This window comes from Pseudomonas rustica (assembly GCF_049959085.1).
In the GTDB taxonomy this organism is placed as follows: Bacteria; Pseudomonadota; Gammaproteobacteria; order Pseudomonadales; family Pseudomonadaceae; genus Aquipseudomonas; species Aquipseudomonas rustica.
The window spans coordinates 41,809-68,341 of record NZ_CP188200.1 but is presented as its reverse complement, the minus strand read 5'-3'; the positions used below and the strand labels follow the sequence as shown (position 1 = coordinate 68,341).

General features: G+C 60.0%; 21 protein-coding genes. 13 read left to right on the top strand and 8 right to left on the bottom strand.

All coding sequences use genetic code 11. The features are described from left to right. The first annotated feature begins 48 nt into the window (after positions 1–48). Entirely contained in the window at positions 49–4,335 is a 4,287-nt protein-coding gene (locus ACP3TY_RS00375; protein ID WP_426619036.1) for a DEAD/DEAH box helicase, read from the top strand. A 115-nt stretch (positions 4,336–4,450) separates the two neighbouring features. Here the strand turns inward: ACP3TY_RS00375 and ACP3TY_RS00370 are convergent, their stop codons facing one another. After that, positions 4,451–6,547, bottom strand: coding sequence for a mechanosensitive ion channel domain-containing protein (locus ACP3TY_RS00370; protein ID WP_426619035.1), 2,097 nt, complete (start codon positions 6,545–6,547; stop codon positions 4,451–4,453). A 302-nt stretch (positions 6,548–6,849) separates the two neighbouring features. On the opposite strand from ACP3TY_RS00370, the gene ACP3TY_RS00365 reads away from it, so the two are divergent. The 4 genes from ACP3TY_RS00365 to ACP3TY_RS00350 are packed head-to-tail and all read left to right on the top strand — an operon-like array spanning position 6,850 to position 10,827. Further along, the gene (locus tag ACP3TY_RS00365) at positions 6,850–7,776 is read left to right on the top strand and encodes a DUF72 domain-containing protein (RefSeq protein ID WP_159815621.1); all 927 of its coding nucleotides are present in this window, start codon (positions 6,850–6,852) and stop codon (positions 7,774–7,776) included. After that, positions 7,773–8,570, top strand: coding sequence for an endonuclease/exonuclease/phosphatase family protein (locus ACP3TY_RS00360; protein WP_053124281.1), 798 nt, complete (start codon positions 7,773–7,775; stop codon positions 8,568–8,570). The genes ACP3TY_RS00365 and ACP3TY_RS00360 overlap by 4 nt, the downstream gene beginning before the upstream one ends. Further along, positions 8,567–9,841, top strand: a complete 1,275-nt coding sequence (clsB, locus tag ACP3TY_RS00355) for a cardiolipin synthase ClsB (RefSeq protein ID WP_212551335.1) — start codon at positions 8,567–8,569, stop codon at positions 9,839–9,841. Before ACP3TY_RS00360 ends, clsB begins: the two co-directional genes overlap by 4 nt. Beyond that, a complete protein-coding gene (locus ACP3TY_RS00350; protein WP_426619034.1) occupies positions 9,838–10,827 on the top strand; it encodes a lysylphosphatidylglycerol synthase domain-containing protein in 990 nt (329 codons plus the stop codon). Before clsB ends, ACP3TY_RS00350 begins: the two co-directional genes overlap by 4 nt. An 87-nt stretch (positions 10,828–10,914) precedes the next feature. Here the strand turns inward: ACP3TY_RS00350 and ACP3TY_RS00345 are convergent, their stop codons facing one another. The 3 genes from ACP3TY_RS00345 to ACP3TY_RS00335 form a co-directional block, all read right to left on the bottom strand. Then, a complete protein-coding gene (locus tag ACP3TY_RS00345; protein ID WP_008081888.1) occupies positions 10,915–11,670 on the bottom strand; it encodes an alpha/beta hydrolase family protein in 756 nt (251 codons plus the stop codon). After that, the gene (locus ACP3TY_RS00340; protein ID WP_426619033.1) at positions 11,660–12,769 is read right to left on the bottom strand and encodes a DUF3182 family protein; all 1,110 of its coding nucleotides are present in this window, start codon (positions 12,767–12,769) and stop codon (positions 11,660–11,662) included. Before ACP3TY_RS00340 ends, ACP3TY_RS00345 begins: the two co-directional genes overlap by 11 nt. 280 nt (positions 12,770–13,049) lie before the next feature. Continuing rightward, positions 13,050–14,051, bottom strand: a complete 1,002-nt coding sequence (locus tag ACP3TY_RS00335; RefSeq protein ID WP_426619032.1) for a GlxA family transcriptional regulator — start codon at positions 14,049–14,051, stop codon at positions 13,050–13,052. A 100-nt stretch (positions 14,052–14,151) separates the two neighbouring features. Between ACP3TY_RS00335 and ACP3TY_RS00330 the strand changes: the two genes are divergently transcribed. From ACP3TY_RS00330 to ACP3TY_RS00300, 7 genes are all read left to right on the top strand, one after another. Next, positions 14,152–14,706, top strand: a complete 555-nt coding sequence (locus tag ACP3TY_RS00330) for a cysteine hydrolase family protein (RefSeq protein WP_053124293.1) — start codon at positions 14,152–14,154, stop codon at positions 14,704–14,706. A 241-nt stretch (positions 14,707–14,947) separates the two neighbouring features. Beyond that, complete coding sequence (locus ACP3TY_RS00325; protein WP_246542012.1) at positions 14,948–15,529, top strand: YjfI family protein; 582 nt, start codon at positions 14,948–14,950, stop codon at positions 15,527–15,529. A gap of 17 nt (positions 15,530–15,546) precedes the next feature. Continuing rightward, the gene (locus ACP3TY_RS00320; protein ID WP_053124296.1) at positions 15,547–16,245 is read left to right on the top strand and encodes a PspA/IM30 family protein; all 699 of its coding nucleotides are present in this window, start codon (positions 15,547–15,549) and stop codon (positions 16,243–16,245) included. A gap of 176 nt (positions 16,246–16,421) precedes the next feature. After that, on the top strand, positions 16,422–17,072 hold the full coding sequence (locus ACP3TY_RS00315) for a DUF2491 family protein (RefSeq protein WP_400649309.1): 651 nt from the start codon (positions 16,422–16,424) through the stop codon (positions 17,070–17,072). Between the two features lie 15 nt (positions 17,073–17,087). Further along, positions 17,088–17,513 carry a DUF350 domain-containing protein gene (locus ACP3TY_RS00310; RefSeq protein WP_053124298.1) on the top strand — a complete coding sequence of 142 codons (426 nt, stop codon included), beginning with the start codon at positions 17,088–17,090 and terminating at the stop codon, positions 17,511–17,513. A 17-nt stretch (positions 17,514–17,530) separates the two neighbouring features. Further along, complete coding sequence (locus ACP3TY_RS00305; protein WP_426619031.1) at positions 17,531–18,214, top strand: DUF1190 domain-containing protein; 684 nt, start codon at positions 17,531–17,533, stop codon at positions 18,212–18,214. A 2-nt stretch (positions 18,215–18,216) separates the two neighbouring features. Beyond that, a complete protein-coding gene (locus ACP3TY_RS00300; protein WP_426619030.1) occupies positions 18,217–19,374 on the top strand; it encodes a glutathionylspermidine synthase family protein in 1,158 nt (385 codons plus the stop codon). 69 nt (positions 19,375–19,443) lie between these two features. On the opposite strand, the gene ACP3TY_RS00295 is transcribed toward ACP3TY_RS00300, so the two are convergent. The 3 genes from ACP3TY_RS00295 to ACP3TY_RS00285 form a co-directional block, all read right to left on the bottom strand. Next, positions 19,444–20,745, bottom strand: coding sequence for an acyltransferase family protein (locus ACP3TY_RS00295; RefSeq protein ID WP_246542010.1), 1,302 nt, complete (start codon positions 20,743–20,745; stop codon positions 19,444–19,446). A 170-nt stretch (positions 20,746–20,915) separates the two neighbouring features. After that, complete coding sequence (locus ACP3TY_RS00290; RefSeq protein WP_008081898.1) at positions 20,916–21,440, bottom strand: single-stranded DNA-binding protein; 525 nt, start codon at positions 21,438–21,440, stop codon at positions 20,916–20,918. Positions 21,441–21,449: 9 nt separating this feature from the next. After that, a complete protein-coding gene (locus ACP3TY_RS00285; protein ID WP_053124304.1) occupies positions 21,450–22,847 on the bottom strand; it encodes an MFS transporter in 1,398 nt (465 codons plus the stop codon). Positions 22,848–23,038: 191 nt separating this feature from the next. Between ACP3TY_RS00285 and uvrA the strand changes: the two genes are divergently transcribed. Beyond that, the gene (gene uvrA / locus ACP3TY_RS00280; protein ID WP_008081903.1) at positions 23,039–25,873 is read left to right on the top strand and encodes an excinuclease ABC subunit UvrA; all 2,835 of its coding nucleotides are present in this window, start codon (positions 23,039–23,041) and stop codon (positions 25,871–25,873) included. 65 nt (positions 25,874–25,938) lie between these two features. Here uvrA and bfr read toward each other — a convergent pair whose 3' ends face one another. Next, entirely contained in the window at positions 25,939–26,406 is a 468-nt protein-coding gene (bfr, locus tag ACP3TY_RS00275; protein ID WP_053124309.1) for a bacterioferritin, read from the bottom strand. Positions 26,407–26,533: the final 127 nt, after the last annotated feature.

Here is a 26,533-nt window from a genome sequence, read left to right as displayed (position 1 = left end):
CCTGAGCGGTACTTGCATCTTCCCCCCTGCGACCGCATAACTTAAGCCATGAATCTGCCCCTCCCCGCCGACAGCGCTCTGGCAGGCTTTCACCCCGCCGTCAGCGCCTGGTTCCGCAAGACCTTCCCGACGGTCACCGCCGCCCAGGCCCGCGCTTGGCCGTTGATCCGCCAGCGCCGCTCAACACTGATCGCCGCGCCCACCGGCTCGGGCAAAACCCTGACCGCGTTCCTCGCCGTACTCGACGACCTCGTCCACCGTGGCCTGGAAAACCCCGACGGTCTGCCCGACGAAACCCTGGTCGTCTACGTTTCGCCGCTCAAAGCCCTGTCCAACGACATCCGCATCAACCTGCAAAATCCACTTGCCGGGATCACCGAACAGCTGCGGCAGATGAACCTGCCGGAAATCCACATCACCACCGCCGTACGCACCGGCGACACCCCGCAAAAAGACCGCGCCGCCATGCGCAAAACCGCGCCGCACATTCTGGTGACCACGCCGGAGTCGCTCTACGTGCTGCTCGGCTCGGAATCCGGACGAAAAATGCTCGGCACCACGCGCACGGTGATCATCGATGAAATCCACGCCATGGCCGCCGGCAAACGCGGCAGCCACTTGGCCTTGAGCCTTGAGCGCCTGCAAGCGCTGTGCGCCGAACCGCTGACCCGCATCGGTCTTTCCGCCACTCAAAAACCGGTCGAAGCCGTGGCGCAGTTCCTCGTCGGCCATGATCGCCCCTGCGAAATCATCGACATCGGTCACGCCCGGCCACGGGATCTAGGCATCGAAGTGCCGCCCGTGCCGTTGTCGGCCGTCATGGCCAACGATGTCTGGGAATTGGTCTACGACCGCCTCGCCGAACTCGCACGCGAGCACCGCACCACACTGATTTTCGTCAACACCCGGCGTCTGGCCGAACGCCTGAGCCGCCACCTCAGCGAGCGCCTCGGCAAGCACGCAGTGGCGGCGCATCACGGCAGTCTGGCCAAGGAGTTTCGTCTCGACGCCGAACAACGCCTCAAGCGTGGCGAGTTGCAGGTGTTGATCGCCACCGCTTCGCTGGAACTGGGCATCGATATCGGCGAAGTCGATCTGGTCTGTCAGATCGCTTCACCGCGCTCCATCGCCGGGTTTCTGCAAAGGGTCGGTCGCTCTGGGCACCAGGTCGGTGGCACACCGAAAGGTCGCTTGTTCGCCACCACCCGCGACGATTTGATCGAATGCGCCGCCCTGCTCGACTGCGTACGCCGTGGCGAACTCGATACGCTGCATATCCCCGTCGCGCCGCTGGATGTACTCGCCCAGCAAATCATCGCCGAAGTCAGCTGTCAGGAATGGTCAGAAGATGCCTTGCTGGCGATGTTCCGCCAGGCTTCGCCCTATCGCGACCTCGACGAAAAACACTATCAAGCCCTGCTGAGCATGCTCGCCGAAGGTTACAACGGTCGCCAAGGCATTCGCAGCGCCTACCTGCACCGCGACGCCGTCAGCCGCACCTTGCGTGGTCGGCGTGGCGCGAAACTCGCTGCCGTGACCAGCGGCGGCACCATCCCCGACAACGCCGATTACAGCGTGATGCTCGAGCCGCAAGGCCTGAACATTGGCAGCGTCAACGAAGACTTCGCCGTGGAAAGCATTGCCGGCGATGTGTTCCAGCTCGGCAATACCTCCTACCGCATCCTCCGTGTGGAAACCGGCAAGGTGCGCGTCGAGGATGCCCACGGTCAGCCGCCGACCATTCCGTTCTGGCTCGGCGAAGCACCGGGGCGCAGCGATGAACTGTCGTTCGCCGTGGCGCGCCTGCAAGCGCAACTCGACGCGTTGCTCGGCGCCAGCCCCGGAGACTTGCAACCAGCCCTCGACTGGCTGACGCAGACCCTCGGCCTCAACCGCGCCAGCGCCGAACAACTGGTCGAATACCTTGCCCGCGCCCGGCAAACCCTCGGCGCCCTGCCCTCGCAAGATACCTTGCTGATGGAGCGGTTTTTCGATGAGTCCGGCGGCACGCAACTGATCATCCATTCACCGTTCGGCAGCCGCATCAACCGCGCCTGGGGTTTGGCCCTGCGCAAGCGTTTCTGCCGTACGTTCAATTTCGAATTGCAGGCGGCGGCCAGCGAGGACGCCATCGTCCTATCGCTGTCCACCAGCCACAGTTTTGAACTGGATGAAATCTGGCGCTACCTGCACAGCAACAGCGCCGAGCACATCCTCATTCAAGCGGTGCTCGATGCGCCGCTGTTCGGCGTGCGCTGGCGCTGGAATGCCGGCGTGGCGCTGGCATTGCCGCGTTTTACCGGCGGGCGCAAAGTCGCGCCGCAGTTGCAGCGGATGAAAAGCGAAGACCTGATTGCCAGCGTGTTTCCCGATCAGATCGCCTGTCTGGAAAATCTCGCTGGCGAACGGGAAATTCCCGAGCATCCGCTGATCGAGCAAACCCTCGACGACTGCCTGCACGAGGCCATGGACAGCGAAGGCTGGCTCAATCTGCTGCGGCGCATGGAGCGTGGCGAAGTGCGTTTGATCAGCCGCGATCTGCCGGCGCCCTCACCGCTCGCGGCGGAAATTCTCAGTGCTCGGCCGTACGCTTTTCTCGACGATGCACCGCTGGAAGAACGTCGTACCCAAGCGGTGATCAACCGCCGCTGGAGCGATCCGCAATCGACTGATGATCTCGGTGCGCTGGATGCCGACGCGATTACGGCTGTGCGCGAAGAGGCGTGGCCGACGCCGAATGCTGTGGATGAAATGCATGAGGCGCTGATGAGTCTGGCATGCATCAGCGAGGATGAGGTGCAAGCGAACGAAGGCTGGCGTGAATGGCTGGAAACCCTGGCCAGCAGCGGCCGCGCCTGCCGATTGCAGATCAATGCCGAGCATTGTTTATGGCTGGCCCGCGAACGTCTGACTTGCCTGCAAGCGCTTTATCCACAGGCCAAAGTGCAACCTGAGCTGGAGGCGTTGCCGGGATTCGATGAGGTCTGGCCGTTCGACGAGGCGTTGGTCGAAGTAATCCGTGCGCGCCTCGGTGCGTTCGGCCCACTGCCGTTACCTGCCATAGCTGAACCGCTCGCGCTGCCGACCGCTCAAGTCAATCAGGCTCTCGCCCAACTGGAGCGTGAAGGCTACGTGCTGCGCGGCCAGTTCACGCCGAAACTGAACATCGAAGAATGGTGCGAACGCCACCTGCTCGCGCGCATTCATCGCTACACGGTCAAGCGTCTGCGCCGGGAAATCGAACCGGTGGCGTTGCAGGATTTCATGCGCTTTCTGTTCGACTGGCAGCATCTTTCGCCCTCGACTCGTGGCCAAGGCAGTGCGGTGTTGCCGTCGATTGTCGGTCAGTTCGAAGGCTACGCAGCAGCCGCTTCGGCGTGGGACAGCGATATCCTCCCGGCGCGGCTCAAGGACTATTCGCCGAGCTGGCTGGATGACCTGTGCCGCAACGGCAAACTGGTGTGGACGCGCCTCAGTGCCCGGCAAAAAGTCAGCGGCACGGCGTTGCGCAGTACGCCGATTGTGTTGCTGCCGCGCAGTCAGGTTGGCTTATGGAGCGCGCTGGCCGAACAGACGCCCGTGAGCGAACTCTCGCCGAAAACCCAGAAGGTCTTTGAAGCGCTTAGTCAGCACGGTGCGCTGTTTTTCGATGAGCTGATTCATGAAGCGCATTTGCTGCGCTCCGAACTGGAAATCGCTCTGCAGGAACTGGTCGGTGCCGGGCTGGTGAACGCCGACAGCTTCGCCGGCCTGCGTGCGTTGATCACCCCGGCGAGCAAGCGCCAGCAGCGCAGCAGTCGGCGTGGACGCGGGGCGTTTGTTGGCGGCATGGATGATGCCGGGCGCTGGGCGTTGCTGCGGCGCGGGGCGGCTGTGGATAACAGCGAAACCCTGGAGCATGTCGCGATGACCTTGCTGCGCCGTTACGGCGTGGTGTTCTGGCGCTTGCTGGAGCGTGAAGCGGATTGGCTGCCGAGTTGGCGGGAATTGCTGCGTACGTTTCATCGGCTGGAAGCGCGCGGCGAGATTCGTGGCGGGCGGTTTGTCAGTGGTTTGGCGGGGGAACAGTTTGCCTTGCCCGAAGCCATTCCACTGTTGCGCGAAGTACGGCGGCGGCCGCATGACGGCAGTCTGGTGGCGGTGTGTGGGGTTGATCCGTTGAACCTGGCCGGGACGTTGTTGCCGGGGGTGAAAGTGCCGGCGCTGGTGAGCAATCGATTGGTGTATCGGGATGGGTTGCCGGCGGCGGCGGAGATTGCCGGCAAGCAGCAGTTCTGGCTGGAGCTGGATCAGATCGATATGGAGCAGGTGCGCGGCAAGCTGATTCGGCATTGAGGTTGTTCCCACCGGCCTCTTCGCGAGCAGGCTCGCTCCCACAGGGGGGGCGCGATCAAACTGTGGGAGCGAGCCTGCTCGCGAAGGCGTCAGCAGCCCTACACCTGAAATTGCGCTATGTCCGCGACCCCTGCGGCACCTCGGTCGCCACCACCTCTCCCTCCTGCACCTGCCGCTTCGGCAACAAAACCTGCTGTGGATAAGTCTGCGCGAAATGCACCGTCTCGGTGTTATCCACAAGCTTCTTCAAACGCTGGTTAAACGCCCGGCTCACCGCATACTGCCCGCCCGACACCGTTCTGAATTGCGCCGTCAGCACCACGCCATTCAAATCCATCCGATCCACGCCAAACACATCCAGCGGCCCTTGCAGGTTGTACTTGAGGAACGGGTCTTCGCGGATCGAATCGCCGGTCTCGCGAATCAACTCAATGGCCTTGTCCACGTCCGTGTCATAGGTGAACTGCACCGAGAAAAACGCATAAGCGAACTGCCGCGACTGGTTGGTCACAGCCTTGATCTGGCCAAACGGCACCGAGTGCACAAAACCCTTGCCGTCACGCAGCCGCAGCGTGCGAATGGTCAGCCCTTCGACCGTACCGGCATGCCCGGAATCAAGCACCACCCAATCACCAATCGACAGGGTGTCTTCGATAATGATGAACAGCCCGGTAATCACGTCCTGCACCAGTTGCTGCGAACCGAAACCGATGGCCAGACCGACCACACCGGCACCCGCCAGCAGCGGCGCAACGTTGATCCCCAGGTTGGCCATGGTGGTGATCGCGCAGATCACCACGAGGATGATTTTGATCGCGTTGCGCAGCAGCGGCAGGATGGTTTTCACCCGTGTGCTCGGCTGGCGCGCCGCGCGTTTGCTGACCGCTGGCTTCAACGCTTCCTGAATCGCCGTGTCGAGTACCACCCACAGCAACCACGTCACCAGAAAGATCAGACCAATGCTGCTCAGCGCGTTACTGATTGCTCGCCCGACCGTGCTGCTCTGGGCGAAATCGAGCAGCGACACGCCCCAGATCCGTCCGAGAATATCGATGAAGGCGATGGCGATCACGATGCGCAGCAAGGCGTGCAGCAGGCTCAGGAAGCGTTCCTTGTAGGCGCTGCTGCGCTGGATCGCTTCGGCTTTTCGTGACTTGAACAAGTGCTGCAGAATAGTGCTGAGAAATACCGTGCCGATCAGCAGCACCGTGGTGAACAACGCGCAGCGCAGGGCTTTTTGATTGTCCTCGCCGATGCCGATGAGGTTGACCGCCGAGACCAGCACCATCAACACAATCGGCCAATACCACAGCCCGGAAAAAATCCGCAGTGACTCCTGCAAGGAGGGCTGTTTCAAACGTTGAGCCAGCGAGCGGTTGCGGATCAGATGCGCCACTGGACGGCGCAGACGAATCACCAACAATCCGAAAATCACCGAGGCGATCAGGCCGGTAAACACGGCAACGCTGCTGGTGATATTGCCGCCCAGTTGCCGGGCGATTTGCGGGCTGGTCAGCGCATCGCTGAGGGCGGCGAGGAAGCCGATCAGGAACAACGGTCGCGGACAATAATTGCGGATGATGCGTGCGGCGGGACGTTTGTGCCCGACGTTGAACATCACCACCACGCATAACAACATCGAAGTGGAAAAAATGCCGCTGCTGGTGGCGTAGGCCAGACACAGCGCCAGCGCGCGCCCCACCGAAGCTTGCAGAAAATGACTGACATACAGGGTCAACGGCAGGCAGATCAGTGCCGGAAGGGTGTACGGCAGCAAGTAGCCGATCAGATCCTGACTGCGCTGGCGGGTGCGTAACCAGCGGCCTCCACGCATACGGTTGGCCAACAAACTGCCGAGTACGGTGAGCAGCGCAAAACTGCCGAGCCAAGTGCCGGACAGCGTGAGGAAATCTCCGGCGACACTCCAGCCTGAGCGGTTCGACGGCTGGTTGACCAATTTGTCGACTTCATCGGCCGCACGGTCGGCGCGCAGGCGCCAGGCGTCGACCAGATGCTCGTTGATGTCGAGTTTGTCCTGGACGTCGTCGATGCTCGAACTGATCGCACCGAGCAGACCGCCCTGCACCAGCGGCTCGGGTTTGGCCGGTTCCTCGGCAGCGGCCGGAACACCCGGCAGCGCGGCGGCGTCGATTTCACTGGCACCGAGAAACAGCAATGCTCCCAGCAGAATGGCGATCCTGAACTTGACCAAAACTCCGATCTCCCGTGGCTGAACCTGTAAGGAACTGATCGATAATTGGCCGGCAAGTTCACGAGCCCCTCCCCCTATGCCCGTGTCCTGTGGTTCTGTAGGAGCAGAGCTTGCTCGCGAAGGCGTCCTTTCATTGAACATTGATGCTGGATGATCCGCCGCTTTCGCGAGCAAGCTCTGCTCCTACAAAGGCTCGGTCACCCCTATTGGCTGACCGTCCGTAATACCGCCGAAACTTTCCCGATCCGCCCGCAGTCATCAAAAGACAGCGGCAACACGAGGGCTTTCAACGGGAGGGTGGCATGGCGACGATTCACATCGGTATTTCCGGCTGGCGCTACGAACCGTGGCGCGGGGACTTCTACCCCAAGGGACTGGCGCAAAAGCGCGAACTGCAGTTCGCGTCGAGGGCGGTCAACAGCATCGAAATCAACGGATCGTTCTACGCCCTGCAACGCCCCGAACGCTATGCGCAGTGGTACGCCGAAACACCCGACGACTTCGTCTTCAGCGTCAAAGCCCCGCGCTTCATCACCCATATCCGCCGTTTGCGCGATATCGAAAAACCGCTGGCGAATTTCTTCGCGTCGGGGATTCTGGAACTCAAGGAGAAACTCGGGCCGATCCTTTGGCAATTCCCGCCGAACTTCAAATTCGAGCCCGAGCGTTTCGAACATTTCCTCGCGCTATTGCCGCACGACACCGAGGCGGCCGCCGCCCTCGCCCACCAACACGACTCCCACCTGCACGGCCACGCGAGCATGAAAGCCTGGCGCAAAAAGCCGCTGCGCCATGCCGTGGAAATCCGCAACGACAGCTTCCTCGATCCCGAATTTGTGCGGTTACTGAAGCGGTACAACACCGCGCTGGTAATCGCCGACACCGCCGATAAATGGCCCTACCGCGAAGACCTCACCAGCGACTTCGTCTACCTGCGCCTTCACGGCGCCGAAGAACTCTACGCCAGCGGCTACACCGCGCCAGCCCTCAAGCGCTGGGCCGAGCGCATCGACGCCTGGCACCACGGCGAGCAACCGAAAGATGCCCATCTGATCGCCCCGCGCTTGAAGCCGCGCGCACGCAAATCCCGCGAAGTGTTCTGCTATTTCGACAACGACATCAAAGTCCGCGCGCCCTACGACGCCCGTGATCTGCTGCACCGTTTCGAGCTGGATAAAGACCTCGCCACCACCCCCGGCGAACCCGCTGGCGAAGGAGTGCTGGCATGAGTATTTCAGAACCGGTCGGCTTCACCGATGAAGGCTCGGTCGTCGCGCCGTCGGTGCGCACATTCACCGTGCTGACGGTCAATACCCACAAAGGTTTTACCGCACTGAATCGGCGTTTCATCCTCCCGGAACTGCGCGAAGCAGTACGCAGCGTCGCCGCCGACGTGGTGTTCCTGCAGGAAGTCCACGGCACCCACGAACATCATCACAAGCGCTACAGCAATTGGCCGACGATGCCGCAGTACGAATTCCTCGCCGACAGCCTCTGGCCGCAATTCGCCTATGGGCGCAACGCGGTGTACCCGGACGGCGATCACGGTAATGCGTTGTTGTCGAAATTCCAGATCATCCGCCACGACAATCTCGACGTGTCGATCAGCGGCCACGAGAACCGTGGTCTGCTGCATTGCGTGCTGCGTCTGCCCGGCGACGGCGCCGAAATCCATGCAATTTGCGTGCATCTGGGTCTACGCGAAAGTCATCGCAACGCCCAGTTGAAGCTGCTTGGCGAACGTCTTGCCGAATTGCCCGACGACGCACCGGTGATCGTCGCCGGTGACTTCAATGACTGGCGCCAGCGCGCCGATGCGTTGCTCAAACCCTGCGGCCTGCGCGAAGTCTTTGCCGAGCACCACGGCAAACCGGCGCGCAGTTTCCCCGCACGTCTGCCGACGCTGCGCCTCGACCGTATTTATGTCCGTAACCTCAAAGCCAGCCAGCCGAAAGTCCTTGCCAACCGGCCCTGGTCTCACCTTTCCGACCACGCACCGTTATCGGTGGAGATCGAACTATGAACAGCGCGCCGCTGGAGAAATCCGCCGTGGAACCCATCAGCATTACCCCGCCGGTGCGCGAGCCCGGCCAGGTCGACGTCGAGTACCGCTGGCAGGGCGGCAACCATGTGCAATTGCTGGAAAACGGCGAGGAATATTTCCCGCGTGTGTTTGAAGCAATGCGTGCGGCGAAGAGTGAAATCATTCTCGAGACCTTCATCGTTTTCGAAGACAAGGTCGGCGCCGAGCTGCAGGAGATTCTGATTGATGCGGCCAAGCGCGGCGTGCGCACCACCGTCAGCCTCGACGGCTTCGGTTGTGGCGAGTTGACCACCGGTTATCTCGCCGCATTGAGCGAGGCCGGCGTGCATTTGCAGATTTTCGATCCAGCGCCGAAACGCCTCGGCATTCGTACCAACTGGTTCCGCCGCTTGCACCGCAAAATCGTCGTAGTCGACGGCATGGTCGCGTTCATCGGCGGGATCAATTTTTCTGGCGATCATCTGGCCGATTTCGGCCCCGAAGCCAAGCAGGATTATTCGGTGGAAATTCAGGGCCCGGCGGTCGCCGACATCCATCATTTCGCCCTGTTGCAAAGTGGTCGCCCGGGTCGCGCGCGGTTCTGGTGGCAACGCCGGCGCCAGCGTCGCGCGGAAATGGCCTTCGATGATCATGACGGTCAGGTGCGTCTGGTGTTCCGCGACAACGACCAACACAGCACTGATATCGAAGACGTTTATCTGCAAGTGCTGCGCCGCGCCAAACGCCGTGTAGTGATCGCCAACGCCTACTTCTTCCCCGGTTACCGCTTGCTGCGTGAAATGCGCAATGCCGCCCGGCGCGGTGTCGATGTGCGGCTGATCCTGCAAGGCCAGCCAGACATGCTGGTGGCGAAACTCGCGGCGCGCATGACCTACGATTATTTGCTCAAGGCTGGCGTGCAGATTCATGAGTATTGCCAGCGTCCGCTACACGGCAAAGTCGCGCTGGTCGATGAAGAATGGAGCACCGTCGGTTCGAGCAATCTCGATCCGCTGAGTCTGTCGCTGAACCTGGAAGCCAACGTGCTGATCCGCGATCGCGCGTTTAATCAGCACTTGTTCGAGCGCCTCGAAGACCTCAGCCAAAACCACTGCAAAGCCATGGACGCCAGCAAGTCGCCGCGCGGACGTATCTGGCACATGACCGTGGGCTTTCTGGTGTTCCACTTTCTGCGGCATTTCCCGGCGATGGCGGGTTGGTTGCCGGCGCACAAACCGCGGCTCAAGCCGTTTCGAGGTAACCGCTCATGAGCCATTCCGAAGCGCACCCGAGCGGTCACGCGGCGCCAGCGACGCACTCGAAATGGAGCCGCTGGAAACGTCCGCTGACGCTGCTGTTTTTCCTCGCACTGATCGTGCTGCTGACGATGTTCGCCACGCGCATCGAATGGAAAGAAGTGCTGGAAACCCTCGCCGACTTCAAGGTGCGCACGCTGATCATTGCCGCCAGCCTGACGCTGCTGAGCTTTCTGGTGTACGCCAGTTTCGACCTGATCGGCCGCACCTACATTCGTCAGGATCTGACCTGGAAACAGATTCTGCCGGTGGGGATTATCAGCTACGCGTTCAATCTGAACCTGAGCGCGTGGGTCGGCGGCATCGCCATGCGTTATCGGCTGTATTCACGGTTGGGCGTGAGTAAAGGCAACATCGCCAAGATTCTCGGGCTGAGCCTGGCGACCAACTGGTTTGGCTACATGACCATTGCCGGTGCGGTATTCAGCAGTGGTCTGGTGACTATGCCGCCGGGGTGGAAAGTCAGCAGCGGCGCGTTGCAAGGCATCGGGGTTTTGTTGCTGCTGGTCAGCGCCGGTTACCTCGCGGCGTGTCAGTTTTCCAAGCGCCGCGAGTGGTCGATTCGTGGCGTGGAAATCAACCTGCCATCGCTGCGCATGGCGGTGTTGCAGTTGTTGTTGGGCGCCTTGAACTGGTCGCTGATGGCGGCGGTGATTTTCACGTTATTGCCGAGCAAATTGGATTATCCGTTGGTGCTGGGTGTGCTGTTGATCAGCGCGATTGCCGGGGTGATCACGCATATTCCGGCGGGGCTTGGGGTGTTGGAGGCGGTGTTTGTTGCGCTGCTGCAGCACGAGGCTTCGCGAGGGAGTCTGGTGGCGGGGTTGCTGGCGTATCGGGCGATTTATTTTCTGTTGCCGTTGTTGATTACGGTGGTGATGTATTTGGTGGTTGAGGCCAAAGCCAAGGCGTTGCGGATAGAGAAAAAACCTAGGCATTAAGATCAAGAGATCGCAGCCTTCGGCAGCTCCTACAGTTGGAATGCATTCTCCCTGTAGGAGCTGCCGCAGGCTGCGATCTTTTGATCTTCAAGACTGAATAATGCTCAACCGTTCGCCGACGACCATCTCGGTAATCCAGTCCACCAATATCGAGGTGTACGCCTGCTGCGAAACCGGCTCGCTCAGCGCGTGATCGGCGCCATCGATAATCCGGTGCGTCAGCGAATGCGTCTGCTGACACGCCGCGCGGTAACTCATGATCGCCGCGTGGGGCACGTAGTCGTCGGTTTCTGATTCCACCAGCAACACATCCCCGGTGAACTGCGAGCACGCATGCAGCGCACGGTTACTGTCAGCGCGCACCAGCGTGCTTCGGTAGTCACGCAAATCCGCTTTATCCAATTCCCGCTTCGGCGTGTGCCATTGCTCGTCGCGATACAACGCCGGCACCCGCAGCGCCAGCCAGCGCACCGGGCGCAGCGACGTCAGGATTGCAGCCAGATAACCGCCATAACTGGTGCCGACCACGGCAATCGCCGAGGTATCGAGCGCAGGATGCGCGAGCAAGCGGTCATACGCCGCAAGCAGATCTCGCAGATTGTCTTCACGGGTGACGCGGGTCAGCGGAATCCCGGTGCCGCCGGTATGCCCGCGCAAGTCGAAGGTCAGGCACACGCAACCCAGCCCTGCGATACCTTTGGCCCGTTCAAGATCTCGCTCCTGACTGCCGCCCCATCCGTGAACAAACAACACCCCCGGGACTTTCGATTTGGGACTGAGAAACGTCCCGCTCATCTGTTCATCATCAATGTCGATTTGAATGCTTTCGCTTCTAGCCGTCATAAGATTTGACCGTTACGTATTTGAGGAGAAATTCACTGTTTTCCGCCGGGCCGCGATACACCTCGATGGCGTCTGCCGGCAGCGGCTGATCGATGTAAGTTTCCACCGAGGACACACGAATCGCGCGCATCCCCGGGTCGTTGACGAAGCTTTGCAGCGCGGCAACTTCAGCACTGCTGGCACCGCCCATGCGCCAGGATTGTTCGAGCACGCCGCTGCGGGTTTTGCCGTTGCTGTCCAACCCTTGGGCGATGTCGTAATTGCGCCGCGAGGCGTAGAAGCGCGGATAAGCTTCATCGGCGGCGCTGTCGAAAATCTGCGCCTGTTCGATGGCCAGCCGGACATCGTCCGCCAGATCCAGCGCCAGCAGATCAGCATAGCCGCCCTGCACCACCAGCAGGTTCGAACCACCATACACGTCTTCGCCGTGGGCATCTTTGGTCAAGTATTGATCGCCGCAGTAGCTCAGCACTTTGTCGCCGATGAACGTCTGGCCGACGCTGTGGGTGACGACGTCGCTCAAGTCCTGTTCCAGTACCACGCCTTCGCTGAACTGTTTTGCGATATCGGGCCGGGCGAGGATTTCATCGAAGGCGTCGAGGCTCTTGATCACTTCCTGGCCGCGACCGGCGCAGGCATGAACCGGCTTCAAACGGATCGGCCCGCTGTACAGCAAATGCTCGGCGGCGGGTCGCGCATCTTCCAGGGAAAACACGCTGAGGCCGTCGAGCACCACGTTGCGCACCCGTTCGGAAAACAGCGTCGACCAGCCCTCAGGCGCATGAGCCAAGTGGCTGCGCAAACCGTGGCTGATGGCTTTGGTGCAAATGAAGTCGTGCTCGACAAATCCGCCCCACAAATCTTCCGGGGCTTTGATGCCGAGCTCGTGAGCGTGGGTGGCGCCGACGATGGTTTGCGTCGGCAATAGATAAAGGTCACGACCGCGATGTTTTTCCGGGTCGTAACTGCCACCGAATTTGAACCCGAGAATTTGCGCCAGCCAGCGGGCCAGCGCTTTGTTGGTTTGCACTTCGTGCTGCGGCGCGCCGGCACGCACCGAGTGGGCGACGACGATTTTCCTGCGGGTGATCGGGGTCATGCGTCCCCCTTCCCTCGGTTCGATGACTGTAGCGATGAAGGGTGCAGAGATCAGGCCAACGGCTGCTCTACGGAAACTCTCGTTTAATCAAAAACTTGGCGGAATTGTGCTGGCACCACGCCTGTTTCAATCTGCACGACCGCCGACAAAACCCCGGCAAATTGCACGATCCATAGCTCTGTGGGGTTCATTGTGGGAGCGAGCCTGCTCGCGAAGACGTAGTGTCAGTCCACATCAATTTCGCAGATCCACCGCTTTCGCGAGCAGGCTCGCTCCCACATTAGGAATTTGTCGCCTTCAAGTTCGGGGTCACACCAAACCGCGCCCGATAATCACTCGGCGCCAGCCCGGTGATCTTCCTGAAGATCGCCCGAAACGCTCCCGGATCCTGATACCCCACTGTCCACGCAATGTGATCGATCGTGCCATTGGTGAATTCGAGCATCTCGCGCGCCTTGCCCACCCGCAGATGCTGACAATACTCGGTCGGCTTCAACCCGCTCGCCGCGCGAAAGCGCCGCAGAAACGTACGCTCTTCCAGCCCCGCCCTCTCCGCCATCGCGGTCAGCGAAACATCCGTCGCGCCGGTGCTTTGCAGCCAATGCTGAACCTTGAGAATCGCCGCATCGCCATGACTGAGAATCGGCGCAAAATTGCTCCCGCACTCACTGGCACTGTCGCTGTGTTCGATCACCAGAAAACGCGCGGTACCGGTGGCGATGCTCGGCCCGAGCAGCCTGTCGACCAGGCGCAAGCCAAGCTCCGACCAGGCCATCAATCCAGCGGTGGTAATCAGGTCGCCGTCATCGACGATGGGCGTATCGGCTTTCAATTTGATCTTCGGGTATTGCTCGGCGAACGCCTTGGCCGACGTCCAGTGGGTGGTGGCGCTACGGCCATCGAGCAAACCGCTTTCCGCCAACATCAGCGAACCCACGCAGACTCCGCCGAGTGTCGCGCCACGGGCATGTTGATCGCGCAACCACTGCGCAAGGCTGGCTGGCATGTTTGCCGAACTGAAGCCGCCAATTGACGGCGGAATCAGCACCGCCAGCAAATCGCTTTCGTCGCTCGGATGACTGTCGTAAACCCGCACGGGCGGCTGATCACCGTCGACCTGCCAATGACTGACCCGCAGCACCGGCAATTGCGCGGTCTGATGCTCAGCGGCAATGCGGTTGGCCACGCCGAACAGATCGGTCAAGCCATGCACCGCTGCCATCTGCGCGCCGGGATAAATCAGCACGCCGAGTTCAGCGATGGCGGCTTTTTCAACGCCCATTGTCAGTTTTCCCCTGTCTATTGTCGGTGCGGCCAATCCTCGAATCATCGGCCAGCGCCAATACTTGCACCACACCAACAAGCACTTCGAGGACACACCCATGGCCAAGCAAGCACTCATCGTAGTCGATATCCAGAACGACTACTTCCCCCAAGGCAAGTGGCCGCTGGTCGGCGCGGATGCCGCCGCCGACAACGCCGTGCGACTGATTGCAGCGTTCCGCGAAGCGGGCGATTCAGTGGTGCACATCCGCCACGAATTCACTTCGCCGGATGCGCCGTTTTTCACCCCGGGCTCAGACGGCGCCAAGCTGCACCCGAAAGTGCTCAACCGCGCCGACGAGCCGGTCGTGCTCAAACACTTCGTCAATTCGTTTCGCGAGACTGAACTGCAATCGATCCTCGATGAGCAAGGCATCAAGGAGCTGGTGGTGGTCGGCAGCATGAGCCACATGTGCGTCGATGGCATCACTCGGGCAGCAGCGGATCTTGGCTACACCGTGACGGTGATTCACGACGCCTGCGCCAGCCGCGATCTGGAATTCAATGGCCTGACCGTGCCTGCCGCCCATGTACACGCCGCGTTCATGTCAGCACTGGGCTTTGCCTACGCCAATGTGATCTCGACGGACGAATTTCTGTCGGCTGATCGCTAAGCAACACTTTGCACACAGTCTATAAAAAGAGGGCCCGCCACGTTGCGGGCCTTTTTTCGTCTGTCATAAAAAACTCACGCGTGAGTCATTGCTGGCATTTTGGATTGGTTGTAGTGTGGCTCACGCGTGAGATGTTCATAACCGAGTCATAGCCATGAAAAGCCGTTCCCCCACCGCGAAATCTGATAGTCCCAAGGGAGAGCGCGCGAAGGCGTCCGCAAAAAAACCGTCGAGCTTTTATATGAAGCAGATGCGTGCGGGCCTGGCCGCTGCCGGTTATGTGAAACACGAAACTTGGGTGCTTCCCGAAAACCGAAGCTTGCTCAAGCAAATGGAGCAACAGCTACGCCAACCGATTCTGGCTGGCTCTTTCATGTCGGAGAATTACATGAGCGCAGGCAACAACTGGAATATCGATAGCCTCTTCAACGCCCTCAAGGCCCTGGACGAGGTGGCTTCGCACGAGATCACGCTGTCGCTGATCCAGAGCTCCGAGCCCAGCATCAAGCTGGAAATGAACGAATTCGGCGGTCTGCCGATTCACATCGCCGTCGCCGGTCAGCAGATCATCGTTGACACCGTGCTGGTCGATATCGATTCGATCACCGACGTGCACGCCTTCAATGACGCCGTGTTGCGCAGCCGGGAAATGTTCCCGCTGTCGTCGATCGGTATCGAGTCGATGCCCAACGGGCAGACCGTTTACAACATGTTTGGCGCCCTCAGCGCCGACTCGAGCCTGACCAACGTCGTCACCGAGGTGAAAACCCTGGTCGACAACGTGCAGCGCGCGAGCGAAGCCTTCGAACACTTCTTCAAGTAATCAACAGGGAAAATCCAATGACTCAGTCCATCTGGAGCAAGTTGTTCACCGCGCTGCGCGGCGGCGCCAATGAAGTCGGCGAATCGATCGTCGACCAACAGGCCCTGCGCATCCTCGATCAGGAAATCCGCGATGCCGACACCGCCCTGTCGAACGCACGTCGCGAGCTGGTCACCATCATGGCCAAGCACAAACTGGCCGCCGATCGCGTGAGCGAGTACGACGCCAAGATCAAGGATCTCGAAGCCAAGGCTGTGTCGGCGTTGAACGCTGGCCGTGAAGATCTGGCGCTGGAAGTGGCCGAAGCGATTTCGACCCTGACCAACGACCTCGATGCCGAGAAAAAGCAGAGCGACGAGTTTGGTGTCTACGCCGAAAACATGCGCAAAGACATCAACAAGGCCGAAGCCCGCATCAAGAGCCTGCGCCAGCAAGTCGACATGGCCAAGGCCCGCGACAGCGTGCAAAAGGCTCAGGTCAGTGCGTCCATCGCCAGCGGCGGCGCCAACGGCAAACTGGAAACCGCCGTGGGTACGCTGAACCGCCTGCAAGCCAAACAGCAACAACGCGCTGCCGAGCTAAGTGCTGCCGATGAACTGGCAGACGCCGCGACCGGCAATGACCTGGATCGCAAACTGCAAGAAGCCGGCATCACGCCGAATGCTGGCAGCGCCAACGCGATTCTTGAGCGCCTGAAGCAGAAGTCCGCTCAGTAACATCGCATCCTGCCCTGTGTAGGAGCTGCCGAAGGCTGCGATCTTTTGATCTTGTCTTTAAAAATAAAATCAAAAGATCGCAGCCTTCGGCAGCTCCTACATGGGATCCCGGCCCGGTACACTAGCCACGCTTTTTCCGCCGACGAACACTTCCACCCGCCTCAAGGAACGTACCCATGGGATGGTTTAAAGATTTGCTGGGCACCAGCAACTGGCAGACCGCTGCGCCGACACCGACCGTTGCCAGTGGCCCACTCGGCATGGCCCAGGGCAAGGCTGTCAGGTTCGATACGACGCTGGCGCTGTTGCTCGACGGTTCGACCACGGTGCGCGTGCCCTTCGATCAAGCGATCTGGAGCGCCGGTTGGGTCGATCTCGGCCAGTCGAACAAACTGCACCGCTATTACATGAACGACGAGGATTTCTGGCTGCAGATCCACGTTACCGGCGATGACCAGATCGAATCGGTCACGCTGTTCAACTACCTCAGTTACGTGACCGTCAACAGTGACGCCGAACTGCAGCGCCTGGCCGGCCCAAGTAGCGCGATCGGCCTGCCGACTTACACCCACGATGGCGTCGAGTACACCCGCGAATGGGGCACCGAACAGGGCCAGACCGAACTGGTGCCGATGACCGAACAAGTCATCAACCCGGACGAGTCCTACACCATCGAACACCACTCGATGCTCTACGCACGCGAAACCGGCCTGACCGATCGCCGCGAATTGCTGCTGTTCTCCGTCGAACAGGACGAAGAAGGCACCGTCAGCCTGAGCACCTCGTTGGGTATCTCGCTGTACACGACTGATCTGAGCCCCATCTAAAAAAGGAAGTTTTTCATGCTGGAAGTGCTGGCCGTTTCCCTGAACAAAACCGCGCTGGTCGGTTTCGTCGTCTACCTGATCGGCGCCGTGCTGCTGTTCATGCTGTTCCAATTCGTCTACACCCGCATCACCCCGCACAAAGAGTTCGAGTTGATTCGCTCCGGCAACGTCGCCGCCGCCATCGCCCTGTCCGGTGCGATCATCGGTTTCGCGATCCCGGCCAGCAACGTGATCGCCTTCTCGGTCAACGTCCTCGACTTCGTCCTGTGGGCGGTGATTGCCGCTGTTGTGCAACTGCTGGCATTCCTCGCCACCGGCCTGGTGCTCAAGGGCACCTCGCAGCGCATTGCCAACGGTGAAATCGCTTCGGGCATTTACGTGGCAGCGGTCGCCATCAGCGTTGGCATGCTCAACGCCGCATGCATGACCCCGTCCAACTGACCGGCAGGAAGCCTTCGATGAAACGCAGTAAATATGTGCAGTTGTCCCTCGCCGCGTCGGTGGCCATGGCCATCTCCGGTGAAGCGGCGGCGGTCGAGCAGCCGCGTAACTTCCAGAGCGTGGAACAGTGTGTCGATGCCGAAGTGGCCGCCGATGTCTGCTCCAACGCTTACGTCGCCGCCCTGACCGAACACCGGCGCATCGCCCCGGCGTACGACGACAAGGCCAAGTGCGACGCCGACTTCGCCGCTGATTGGTGTCAGAAAAATTCCGACGGCCGCTTCGTGCCGAAACTCGGCGGCTTCAAAGTGCCGCAGAACGGTGAACCGGCGCAGAACCTCGACGCCATCGCCGGCGCGCAAATGCCGGCAGGTGATCCCGCGCAGAATGTGCAAAACACTTCGCACACCTCCAGTGGCGGCGGCAGTGGCTGGCTGACCGGTTGGCTGATCGGCAACGCGATGAGCAACAACGTCAATCGCACGGTGTACCGCGATCGCGACACGCGCCAGCCCTACAACACTTCGACGCAATACCGCCGAGCCGAAACGGCGACGCGCAGCCAAACGGATTACGAAAGCAGCAAAAGCAAACCGGTCAACGTTGCCTCGTCGACCTCGCGCGGCGGCTTCGGTAGCCAGTCGAGTGCTCGCAGCGGTTGGGGTGGCTGGGGCAGCAGTTCCGGTCGCTCGAGCAGCTGACGATGAAGAAAATCCTCTGCGCCGAGCGCCCGGACTGGAAACAGACCGCCGAAAGCCTCGGCTTTATGTTTCACACCATCGACGACGAGCCCTACTGGGACGAAAGCGCGTACTACCGGTTCACGCTCGCGCAGATCGAAAACGATCTCGAGGATCCGACCACCGAGCTGCACGAGATGTGCATGGATCTGGTCGACCGCGTGGTCAACAGCGAAGAGTTGCTGGGGCGGCTGAGCATCCCGGCGCCGTACTACGACATGATCCGCACTTCCTGGCGCGAAGGTCATCCGCATCTGTACGGGCGCATGGACTTTTCCTACAGCGGCAACGGCCCGGCGAAACTGCTGGAGCTCAACTACGACACGCCGACCAGCCTGTACGAGGCAGCGGCGTTTCAGTGGGGCTGGCTGGAGCAATGCATCGAGCGCGGCACGCTGCCGGCGAATGCCGACCAGTTCAACAGCATCGACACCAAACTGCATCAAGCTTTTGCCGAACTGAAGCTGACGCGGCCGTTCTATTTCTCTTCGATGAAAGACTCGATCGAAGACAAGGGCACCACCGATTACCTGCGGCTGATCGCAGAAAAAGTCGGCATCGAATCGCGGCACATCGACATTGAAGACATTGGCCTGACTTCTGAGGGCCGCTTTGTCGATCTGCAGGATCGCTGGATCCCGCACCTGTTCAAGCTGCACGCCTGGGAGTTCATCTTCCACGAACCTTTTGGCGCGGCGATTGCCGAGTGCGATACGCAGTTTTTTGAACCGGCGTGGAAGGCGATTCTGTCGAACAAAGGCGCGCTCCCTTTATTGTGGGAACTGCACAAGGGTCATCCGAACTTGCTCGCGGCGCACCTTGATCCAAACCCGGCCAGTGCGGTGCCCAAGGGTTGGGTGCGCAAGCCGTACTTTTCCCGTGAAGGCGCGAACATTGAGTTGCACACGGCTGAAGGTCTGATCGTCAAAGAAGACGGGCCCTACACCGATGCGCCGTTTATCCTGCAGGAATTTGCGCCACTGCCGAAGTTTGGCGACAGCTACACGCTGATTGGTTCGTGGGTGATAGGCGATCAAGCCGCAGGCATTGGCGTGCGCGAAGACAACAGCCTGATCACCAAAGACTCGAGCCGCTTCCTGCCGCACCTGATTCTCGACTGAGCCATAGGCCACTTTTCAGCCATAAAAAAACCGTAGCGCGTGAGCTCTACGGTTTTTTTTCGCCCTCGGTCAAGACAGCTCTGTCGAGCGTACCGGACGATCTGCCGGGAGTTTGTCCCTGGCGGTTTCCGACGTGCTCACACCAGCCATTCTGCGCCGTGCGATTTCCGCGCCGCGACGACGCAGCGGAGTTTCGACAAAACGGTAGTTCAACTCGCTGCAGACCAACATGATCGCAAACGAGGTGAGCAACATTTCCACGGTGAACTCAGGCCCCAGTTCGACACCTCTGTCGCTGGCCACTCGACTCCAGATTTCGGTACTCAAGTGGTAGGCGAACATGTGTATCACGTACAAAGCGTAAGAACGCGAGCCTAGCCATTGGGCAATTCCACTCAAGAACGCCGGGCAGTAGACATAGCCTTTTTGATAACTGGAGAGCCAGACCAGAACCAATGCATTCAATGCGATCAGCCCCACCGCGATGGGCATGGCGATCAGTTGCCCGGCAATGGCCCCGAGCATGTACAGCAGGAACAGCGTCAACCCGAACCGCTTGATCAGGCTGGCGCCCAGCGCCACTGGCTCAATGTCTTTGTACAGTGAGGTGCGCGTGAACAGGCACAGAAGAATGCCCCACATCATCGCATCCAGACGGAACGAGAAGAGCATGGCCGCCGTAGGCCCGCCGAAGGCATAACGATTGAACGGGAACTGCACGGCAATCAGTGCGAGCAGGGCGATTACTCGCCAACGGGTGGATGTGATCAGCAGCAGAAACAGCGGGAAGATAAAGTAAAACTGCTCCTCCAGCGCCAGGCTCCAGTACACCGAGTTCGGCCCCAGCAGCACACCGTACTGGTTCGCCAAGTTGCCGGTAAAGGTCGCGACTGCCGTGAAGCTGCGCAAATTATCGAACCACGACTGGAATGCATTCGACTGGTTGAAGAAGATCGAGAACGCCAGCGGAATCAATACCCACAGCCACGCCGTGGGCAGCAGGCGGTAGGCCCGCCGGATCCAGAACGAGGTGGCCGCGAGGCCGAATCGGCCCTGCTCACGATTTTTATCAAAATAATCGAGGTACGCTTTGCTGACCACGTAACCGGAAATACAGAAAAAAAGATCCACCCCTGACCACGGGGAAAACACATTGAATACTTTCTGCATGAAGTCGCTATGGAATGGCAACAACAACGAACTATGGGCCAACACCGTCATCAGGATGGCCACGCCGCGCAGATACTCGATTTCCTTGTTCTTGCTACTGCTCATCGTTTTCTCTTGTTTTTGTGATGGACGCAGCCCAGCTCCCCGGGATCCTGCTTTTGCAAAAAGGCGCCTGAATATCCAGTCGCAGGTACGGATCATGGTGCGACTGGCGGCAGCCTTCAAGACTCAGTGCGAAACTTTCCGTGATCAGACCAAACGACTCATCGGTCATGAGTTGAACGAGGCGACATCTTTGGCCCGTCCAGAACGACAAAACCCCCGCAATGCGGGGGCTTCGAGGCTAAATCAAAGGTGATTCAGCGGGCAAATCAGAACGGGATATCGTCATCAAAGCTGTCGAAATCCGGAGCCGGTTGCGGTGCGGCCTGCTGAGGAGCCGGGGCCGAACGCTGTTGCGGAGCCGACTGCTGCGGACGCGGCGCCTGCTGGCGTGGTGCCGGAGCGGACTGCTGATAGTTGTTGCCACCGCCTTGTTGGTCGCCCTGTTGTGGACGGCCGCCGAGCAGTTGCATGGTGCCTTGCATGTCGACCACGATTTCGGTGGTGTAACGCTTGATACCGTCTTTTTCCCACTCACGGGTCTGCAGCTTGCCTTCGATGTAAACCTGCGAACCCTTGCGCAGGTATTCGCCGGCGATTTCGGCGACTTTGCCGAACATCGAAACACGGTGCCACTCGGTCTTTTCGACCTTCTGACCGGTTTGCTTGTCGGTCCACTGTTCGCTGGTTGCCAGACTCAGGTTGGTCACGGCGTTACCGTTAGGCAGGTAGCGAACTTCGGGATCCTGGCCGCAAGTGCCGACCAATATGACTTTGTTAACCCCACGGGCCATAACGTTCTCCTAGGCGTCGCAAGCAGCCCCGGCCGGGTTGTTCACCAGGCGTTCGAGGGTGTCGCGATCCACTAATTCTTTGTCCAGTTTGATGTAAACAGCCGCTTCATCAGCAACTATCACTGCATCGGTTACCCCTACGAGGGCCTTGAGGCGCTCGACCAGACCCGCTTCGCGGATCGCCTCGGGCGACAACGGCAAGCGCAGGCTCGTCACGTAGGGAGGTTCGCGCATGGTAACAGCAAAGGCCAGCCAAAGTGCAGCCAGCCCGGCACATCCAAGGAACACAACCGACAGACCGCCATGCTGAAACAACCAGCCGCCGAGTATCCCGCCAAGTGCCGAACCAAGGAACTGACTGGTGGAATACACGCCCATGGCCGTGCCCTTCCCGCCCGCCGGTGAAACCTTGCTGATCAGCGACGGCAATGAAGCCTCCAGCAGATTGAACGCGGTGAAAAACACCACCGTGCCGATCACCAGAGCCCGCAAGCTGTCACCGAACTGCCAGAAGAATAGCTCAGTCAGCATCAGCGTCGTCACGGCGCCGAGCAAAACTCGTTTCATTTTGCGTTTCTTCTCGCCATAGATGATGAACGGGATCATGGCGAAGAACGAAACCAGCAACGCGGTGAGGTAGACCCACCAGTGCTGTTCCTTGGGCAAACCGGCTTTTTCGACCAGTGCCAGAGGCAGCGCGACGAAGCTCGACATCAACATGGCATGTAACACAAAGATGCCCAGATCGAGGCGCAGCAGATCAGGATGTTTGAGCGTCGGCATCAACGCCTGTCGCGCCACACCGGATTCGCGATGAGTCAGCGGCCCGGTCGATTTCGGCACCATGAACATGACGATGACGATGCCCACCAGCGCCATGCCACCGGTGGCGAGAAACAGTCCGGACAAGCCAAACGCACGGGTCAGCAATGGCCCGACGACCATGGCCACGGCGAACGACAGACCAATCGTCATGCCGATCATGGCCATCGCTTTGGTACGGTGCTGCTCGCGAGTCAGGTCGGAAAGCAACGCCATGACCGCTGCGGAAATCGCCCCGGCGCCTTGCAGGATTCGCCCGGCGATCACGCCCCAGATCGAATCGGCCTGAGAGGCCAGCACGCTGCCGAGGGCGAAGACGATCAGCCCGAGGTAAATTACCGGGCGGCGGCCAATGCGGTCGGAAATGACCCCGAACGGGATCTGAAAAATCGCCTGGGTCAGGCCGTAAGCGCCGATGGCCAACCCGATCAGGGCCGGGGTCGCTCCCGCCAAATCCATGCCGTAGGTTGCCAGTACCGGCAACACCATGAACATGCCAAGCATACGGAAGGCGAACACCAGGGCCAGACCGCTCGCTGCGCGGGTCTCGCTGCCACTCATGCGTTCGCTGTGGGGATCGTGCATGGATAAACCTCGTGTGAACCGGCGGCGATTCTACCAGTCCCATCGAAAGACGGGGTAGATCGCGACGCTTTGACGCGTACAGATGAAACACTCTTCATTCAGGGCAAACAACGCTACGCTTGATAGTGTGCATCCATCCAGTATTTGCCCGTATACTCTTACGCTTTCGACGCCCGCCGAGCGAGGCCACTTTGGACAAGATCCTGATACGTGGGGCCCGTACCCACAACCTGAAGAACATCGACCTGACCCTGCCACGGGACAAACTGATCGTCATCACCGGCCTGTCCGGATCCGGCAAGTCGTCCCTGGCTTTCGACACACTGTACGCCGAAGGTCAGCGCCGCTATGTCGAATCGCTGTCGGCCTATGCCCGCCAGTTCCTGTCGATGATGGAAAAACCCGACGTCGACACCATTGAAGGCCTGTCGCCGGCGATTTCCATCGAACAGAAATCGACCTCGCATAACCCGCGATCCACGGTCGGCACCATCACCGAAATCTACGACTACCTGCGCCTGCTCTATGCACGCGTGGGTACGCCGCGCTGCCCGGATCACGATATTCCGCTGGAAGCGCAGACCGTCAGCCAGATGGTCGACCTGGTGCTGGCGCAGCCCGAAGGCAGCAAGCTGATGCTGCTGGCGCCGGTGATCCGCGAGCGCAAAGGCGAACACCTTTCAGTTTTCGAAGAGCTGCGTGCGCAAGGTTTCGTCCGCGCGCGCGTCAACGGGCGCATTTGCGAGCTCGACGAGCTGCCGAAACTGGATAAACAGAAGAAGCACTCGATTGACGTGATCGTCGACCGCTTCAAGGTACGCGCCGATCTGCAACAGCGTCTGGCCGAATCGTTCGAAACCGCGCTGAAACTGGCAGACGGCATCGCACTGGTTGCGCCGATGGACGACGAGCCAGGCGAAGAGATGATCTTCTCCGCACGCTTCGCCTGCCCGATCTGCGGCCACGCGATCAGCGAGCTGGAACCGAAGCTGTTCTCCTTCAACAACCCGGCCGGCGCCTGCCCGACGTGCGATGGTCTGGGGGTGAAGCAGTTCTTCGACATCAAGCGACTGGTCAACGGCGAGCTGACCTTGGCCGAAGGCGCGATACGCGGCTGGGACCGGCGCAACGTCTATTACTTCCAGATGCTGGGTTCGCTGGCGTCGCACTATAAGTTCAGCCTGGAAAAACCGTTCAACGAACTGACCGCCGAACAGCAGAAACAGATTCTGCACGGCAGCGGTTCGCAGAACGTCGACTTCAAGTATCTGAACGACCGTGGCGACATCGTCAAACGTTCACACCCGTTCGAAGGCATCGTGCCGAATCTGGAACGTCGCTACCGCGAGACCGAATCGGCGAGTGTGCGCGAAGAGCTGGCCAAGTTCCTCAGCACCCAGTCCTGCCCGGATTGCCGCGGCACGCGTCTACGGCGTGAAGCACGCCATGTGTGGGTCGGCGAGAAGACACTGCCAGCGGTGACCAATCTGCCGATCGGCGATGCCTGCGTGTACTTCGGCGAACTGAAGATGACCGGGCGTCGCGGCGAGATCGCTGACAAGATTCTCAAGGAAATCCGCGAGCGTCTGCAGTTCCTCGTTAACGTCGGTCTGGACTATCTGTCGCTGGATCGCAGCGCCGACACCCTGTCCGGCGGCGAAGCACAGCGTATCCGTCTGGCCAGCCAGATCGGTGCCGGCCTCGTCGGTGTTTTGTACATCCTCGATGAACCGTCGATTGGTTTGCACCAACGCGACAACGATCGCCTGCTCGGCACGCTCAAACATCTGCGTGACATCGGCAACACGGTGATCGTGGTTGAGCACGACGAAGATGCGATTCGTCTGGCCGACTATGTTGTGGATATTGGCCCGGGCGCCGGTGTGCACGGAGGGCAGATTGTTGCCGAAGGTACGCCGGCCGAAGTCATGGCGCACCCGGATTCCCTGACCGGTAAGTACCTGTCGGGCCGGGTGAAGATTGAAGTGCCGGCCAAACGTACGCCACGCAACAAGAAGCTGACCCTGTCGCTCAAGGGCGCGCGCGGTAACAACCTGCGCAATGTCGATCTGGAAATCCCGATCGGCCTGCTGACCTGCGTGACTGGCGTGTCCGGCTCGGGCAAATCGACGCTGATCAACAACACGCTGTTTCCGCTGAGCGCCACCGCACTTAACGGCGCGACGACGCTGGAAGCCGCCGCGCATGACAGCATCAAGGGCCTGGAACATCTCGATAAAGTTGTCGACATCGACCAAAGCCCGATCGGTCGTACGCCGCGCTCCAACCCGGCGACGTACACCGGACTGTTCACGCCAATCCGCGAACTGTTTGCCGGCGTGCCCGAGTCGCGCTCCCGTGGTTACGGCCCGGGGCGTTTCTCGTTCAACGTCAAGGGCGGTCGCTGCGAGGCGTGCCAGGGCGACGGTCTGATCAAGGTTGAAATGCACTTCTTGCCGGACATCTATGTGCCGTGCGACGTGTGCAAGAGCAAGCGCTACAACCGCGAAACCCTTGAGATCAAATACAAGGGCAAAAACATCCACGAAACCCTCGAAATGACCATCGAGGAAGCGCGGGTGTTCTTCGATGCGGTGCCAGCGCTGGCGCGCAAGCTGCAAACGTTGATGGATGTCGGCCTGTCGTACATCAAGCTCGGGCAGTCGGCGACCACGTTGTCTGGTGGTGAGGCGCAGCGCGTCAAGCTGTCCCGCGAGCTGTCCAAGCGTGACACCGGCAAAACTCTGTACATCCTCGACGAGCCGACCACAGGCCTGCACTTCGCGGATATCCAGCAATTGCTCGACGTGCTGCACCGCCTGCGCGATCACGGCAACACTGTGGTGGTGATCGAACACAACCTCGACGTGATCAAGACGGCCGACTGGCTGGTCGATCTCGGGCCAGAGGGTGGTTCCAAGGGTGGGCAGATCATCGCCGTGGGTACGCCGGAGCAAGTGGCCGAGATGAAACAGTCTCACACTGGCCATTACCTCAAACCGTTGCTGATCCGCGATCGGGCTTAAACGCCGGGCATGAAAAAGCCCCTGTCACTTCAACAGTGACAGGGGCTTTTTTGTACCTACTGCGATCAGGAGGTGTGCGATTGCAGGTAGTTCTCGAGACCGATCAGTTTGATCAGGCCCAACTGCTTTTCCAGCCAGTAGGTGTGATCTTCTTCGGTGTCGTTCAACTGCACACGCAGGATCTCGCGGCTGACGTAGTCTTTGTGCTGCTCGCACAGCTCGATGCCTTTGCACAGCGCGGCACGAACTTTGTACTCAAGGCGCAGATCCGCTTCGAGCATCTCCGGCACAGTGCTGCCGACATCCAGATCATCCGGACGCATGCGCGGTGTGCCTTCGAGCATCAGAATGCGGCGCATCAACGCATCAGCGTGACCCGCTTCTTCTTCCATTTCGTGGTTGATTCGCTCGTAGAGCTTGGTGAACCCCCAGTCCTCATACATCCGCGAATGAACGAAATATTGATCACGCGCGGCCAGTTCGCCGGTCAGCAACGTGTTGAGGTAATCGATTACGTCTGGGTGGCCTTGCATCGCCCTACATCTCCCTACTTGAAAGTCTGTAGTTTGAACCAACATGACCGGAAGGTCACCCGTTTAGCGCAATAAAAGCGAAGATATTCTGAGAAAAGCAGCCTAAATAACGCAAAAACCGCCCAAA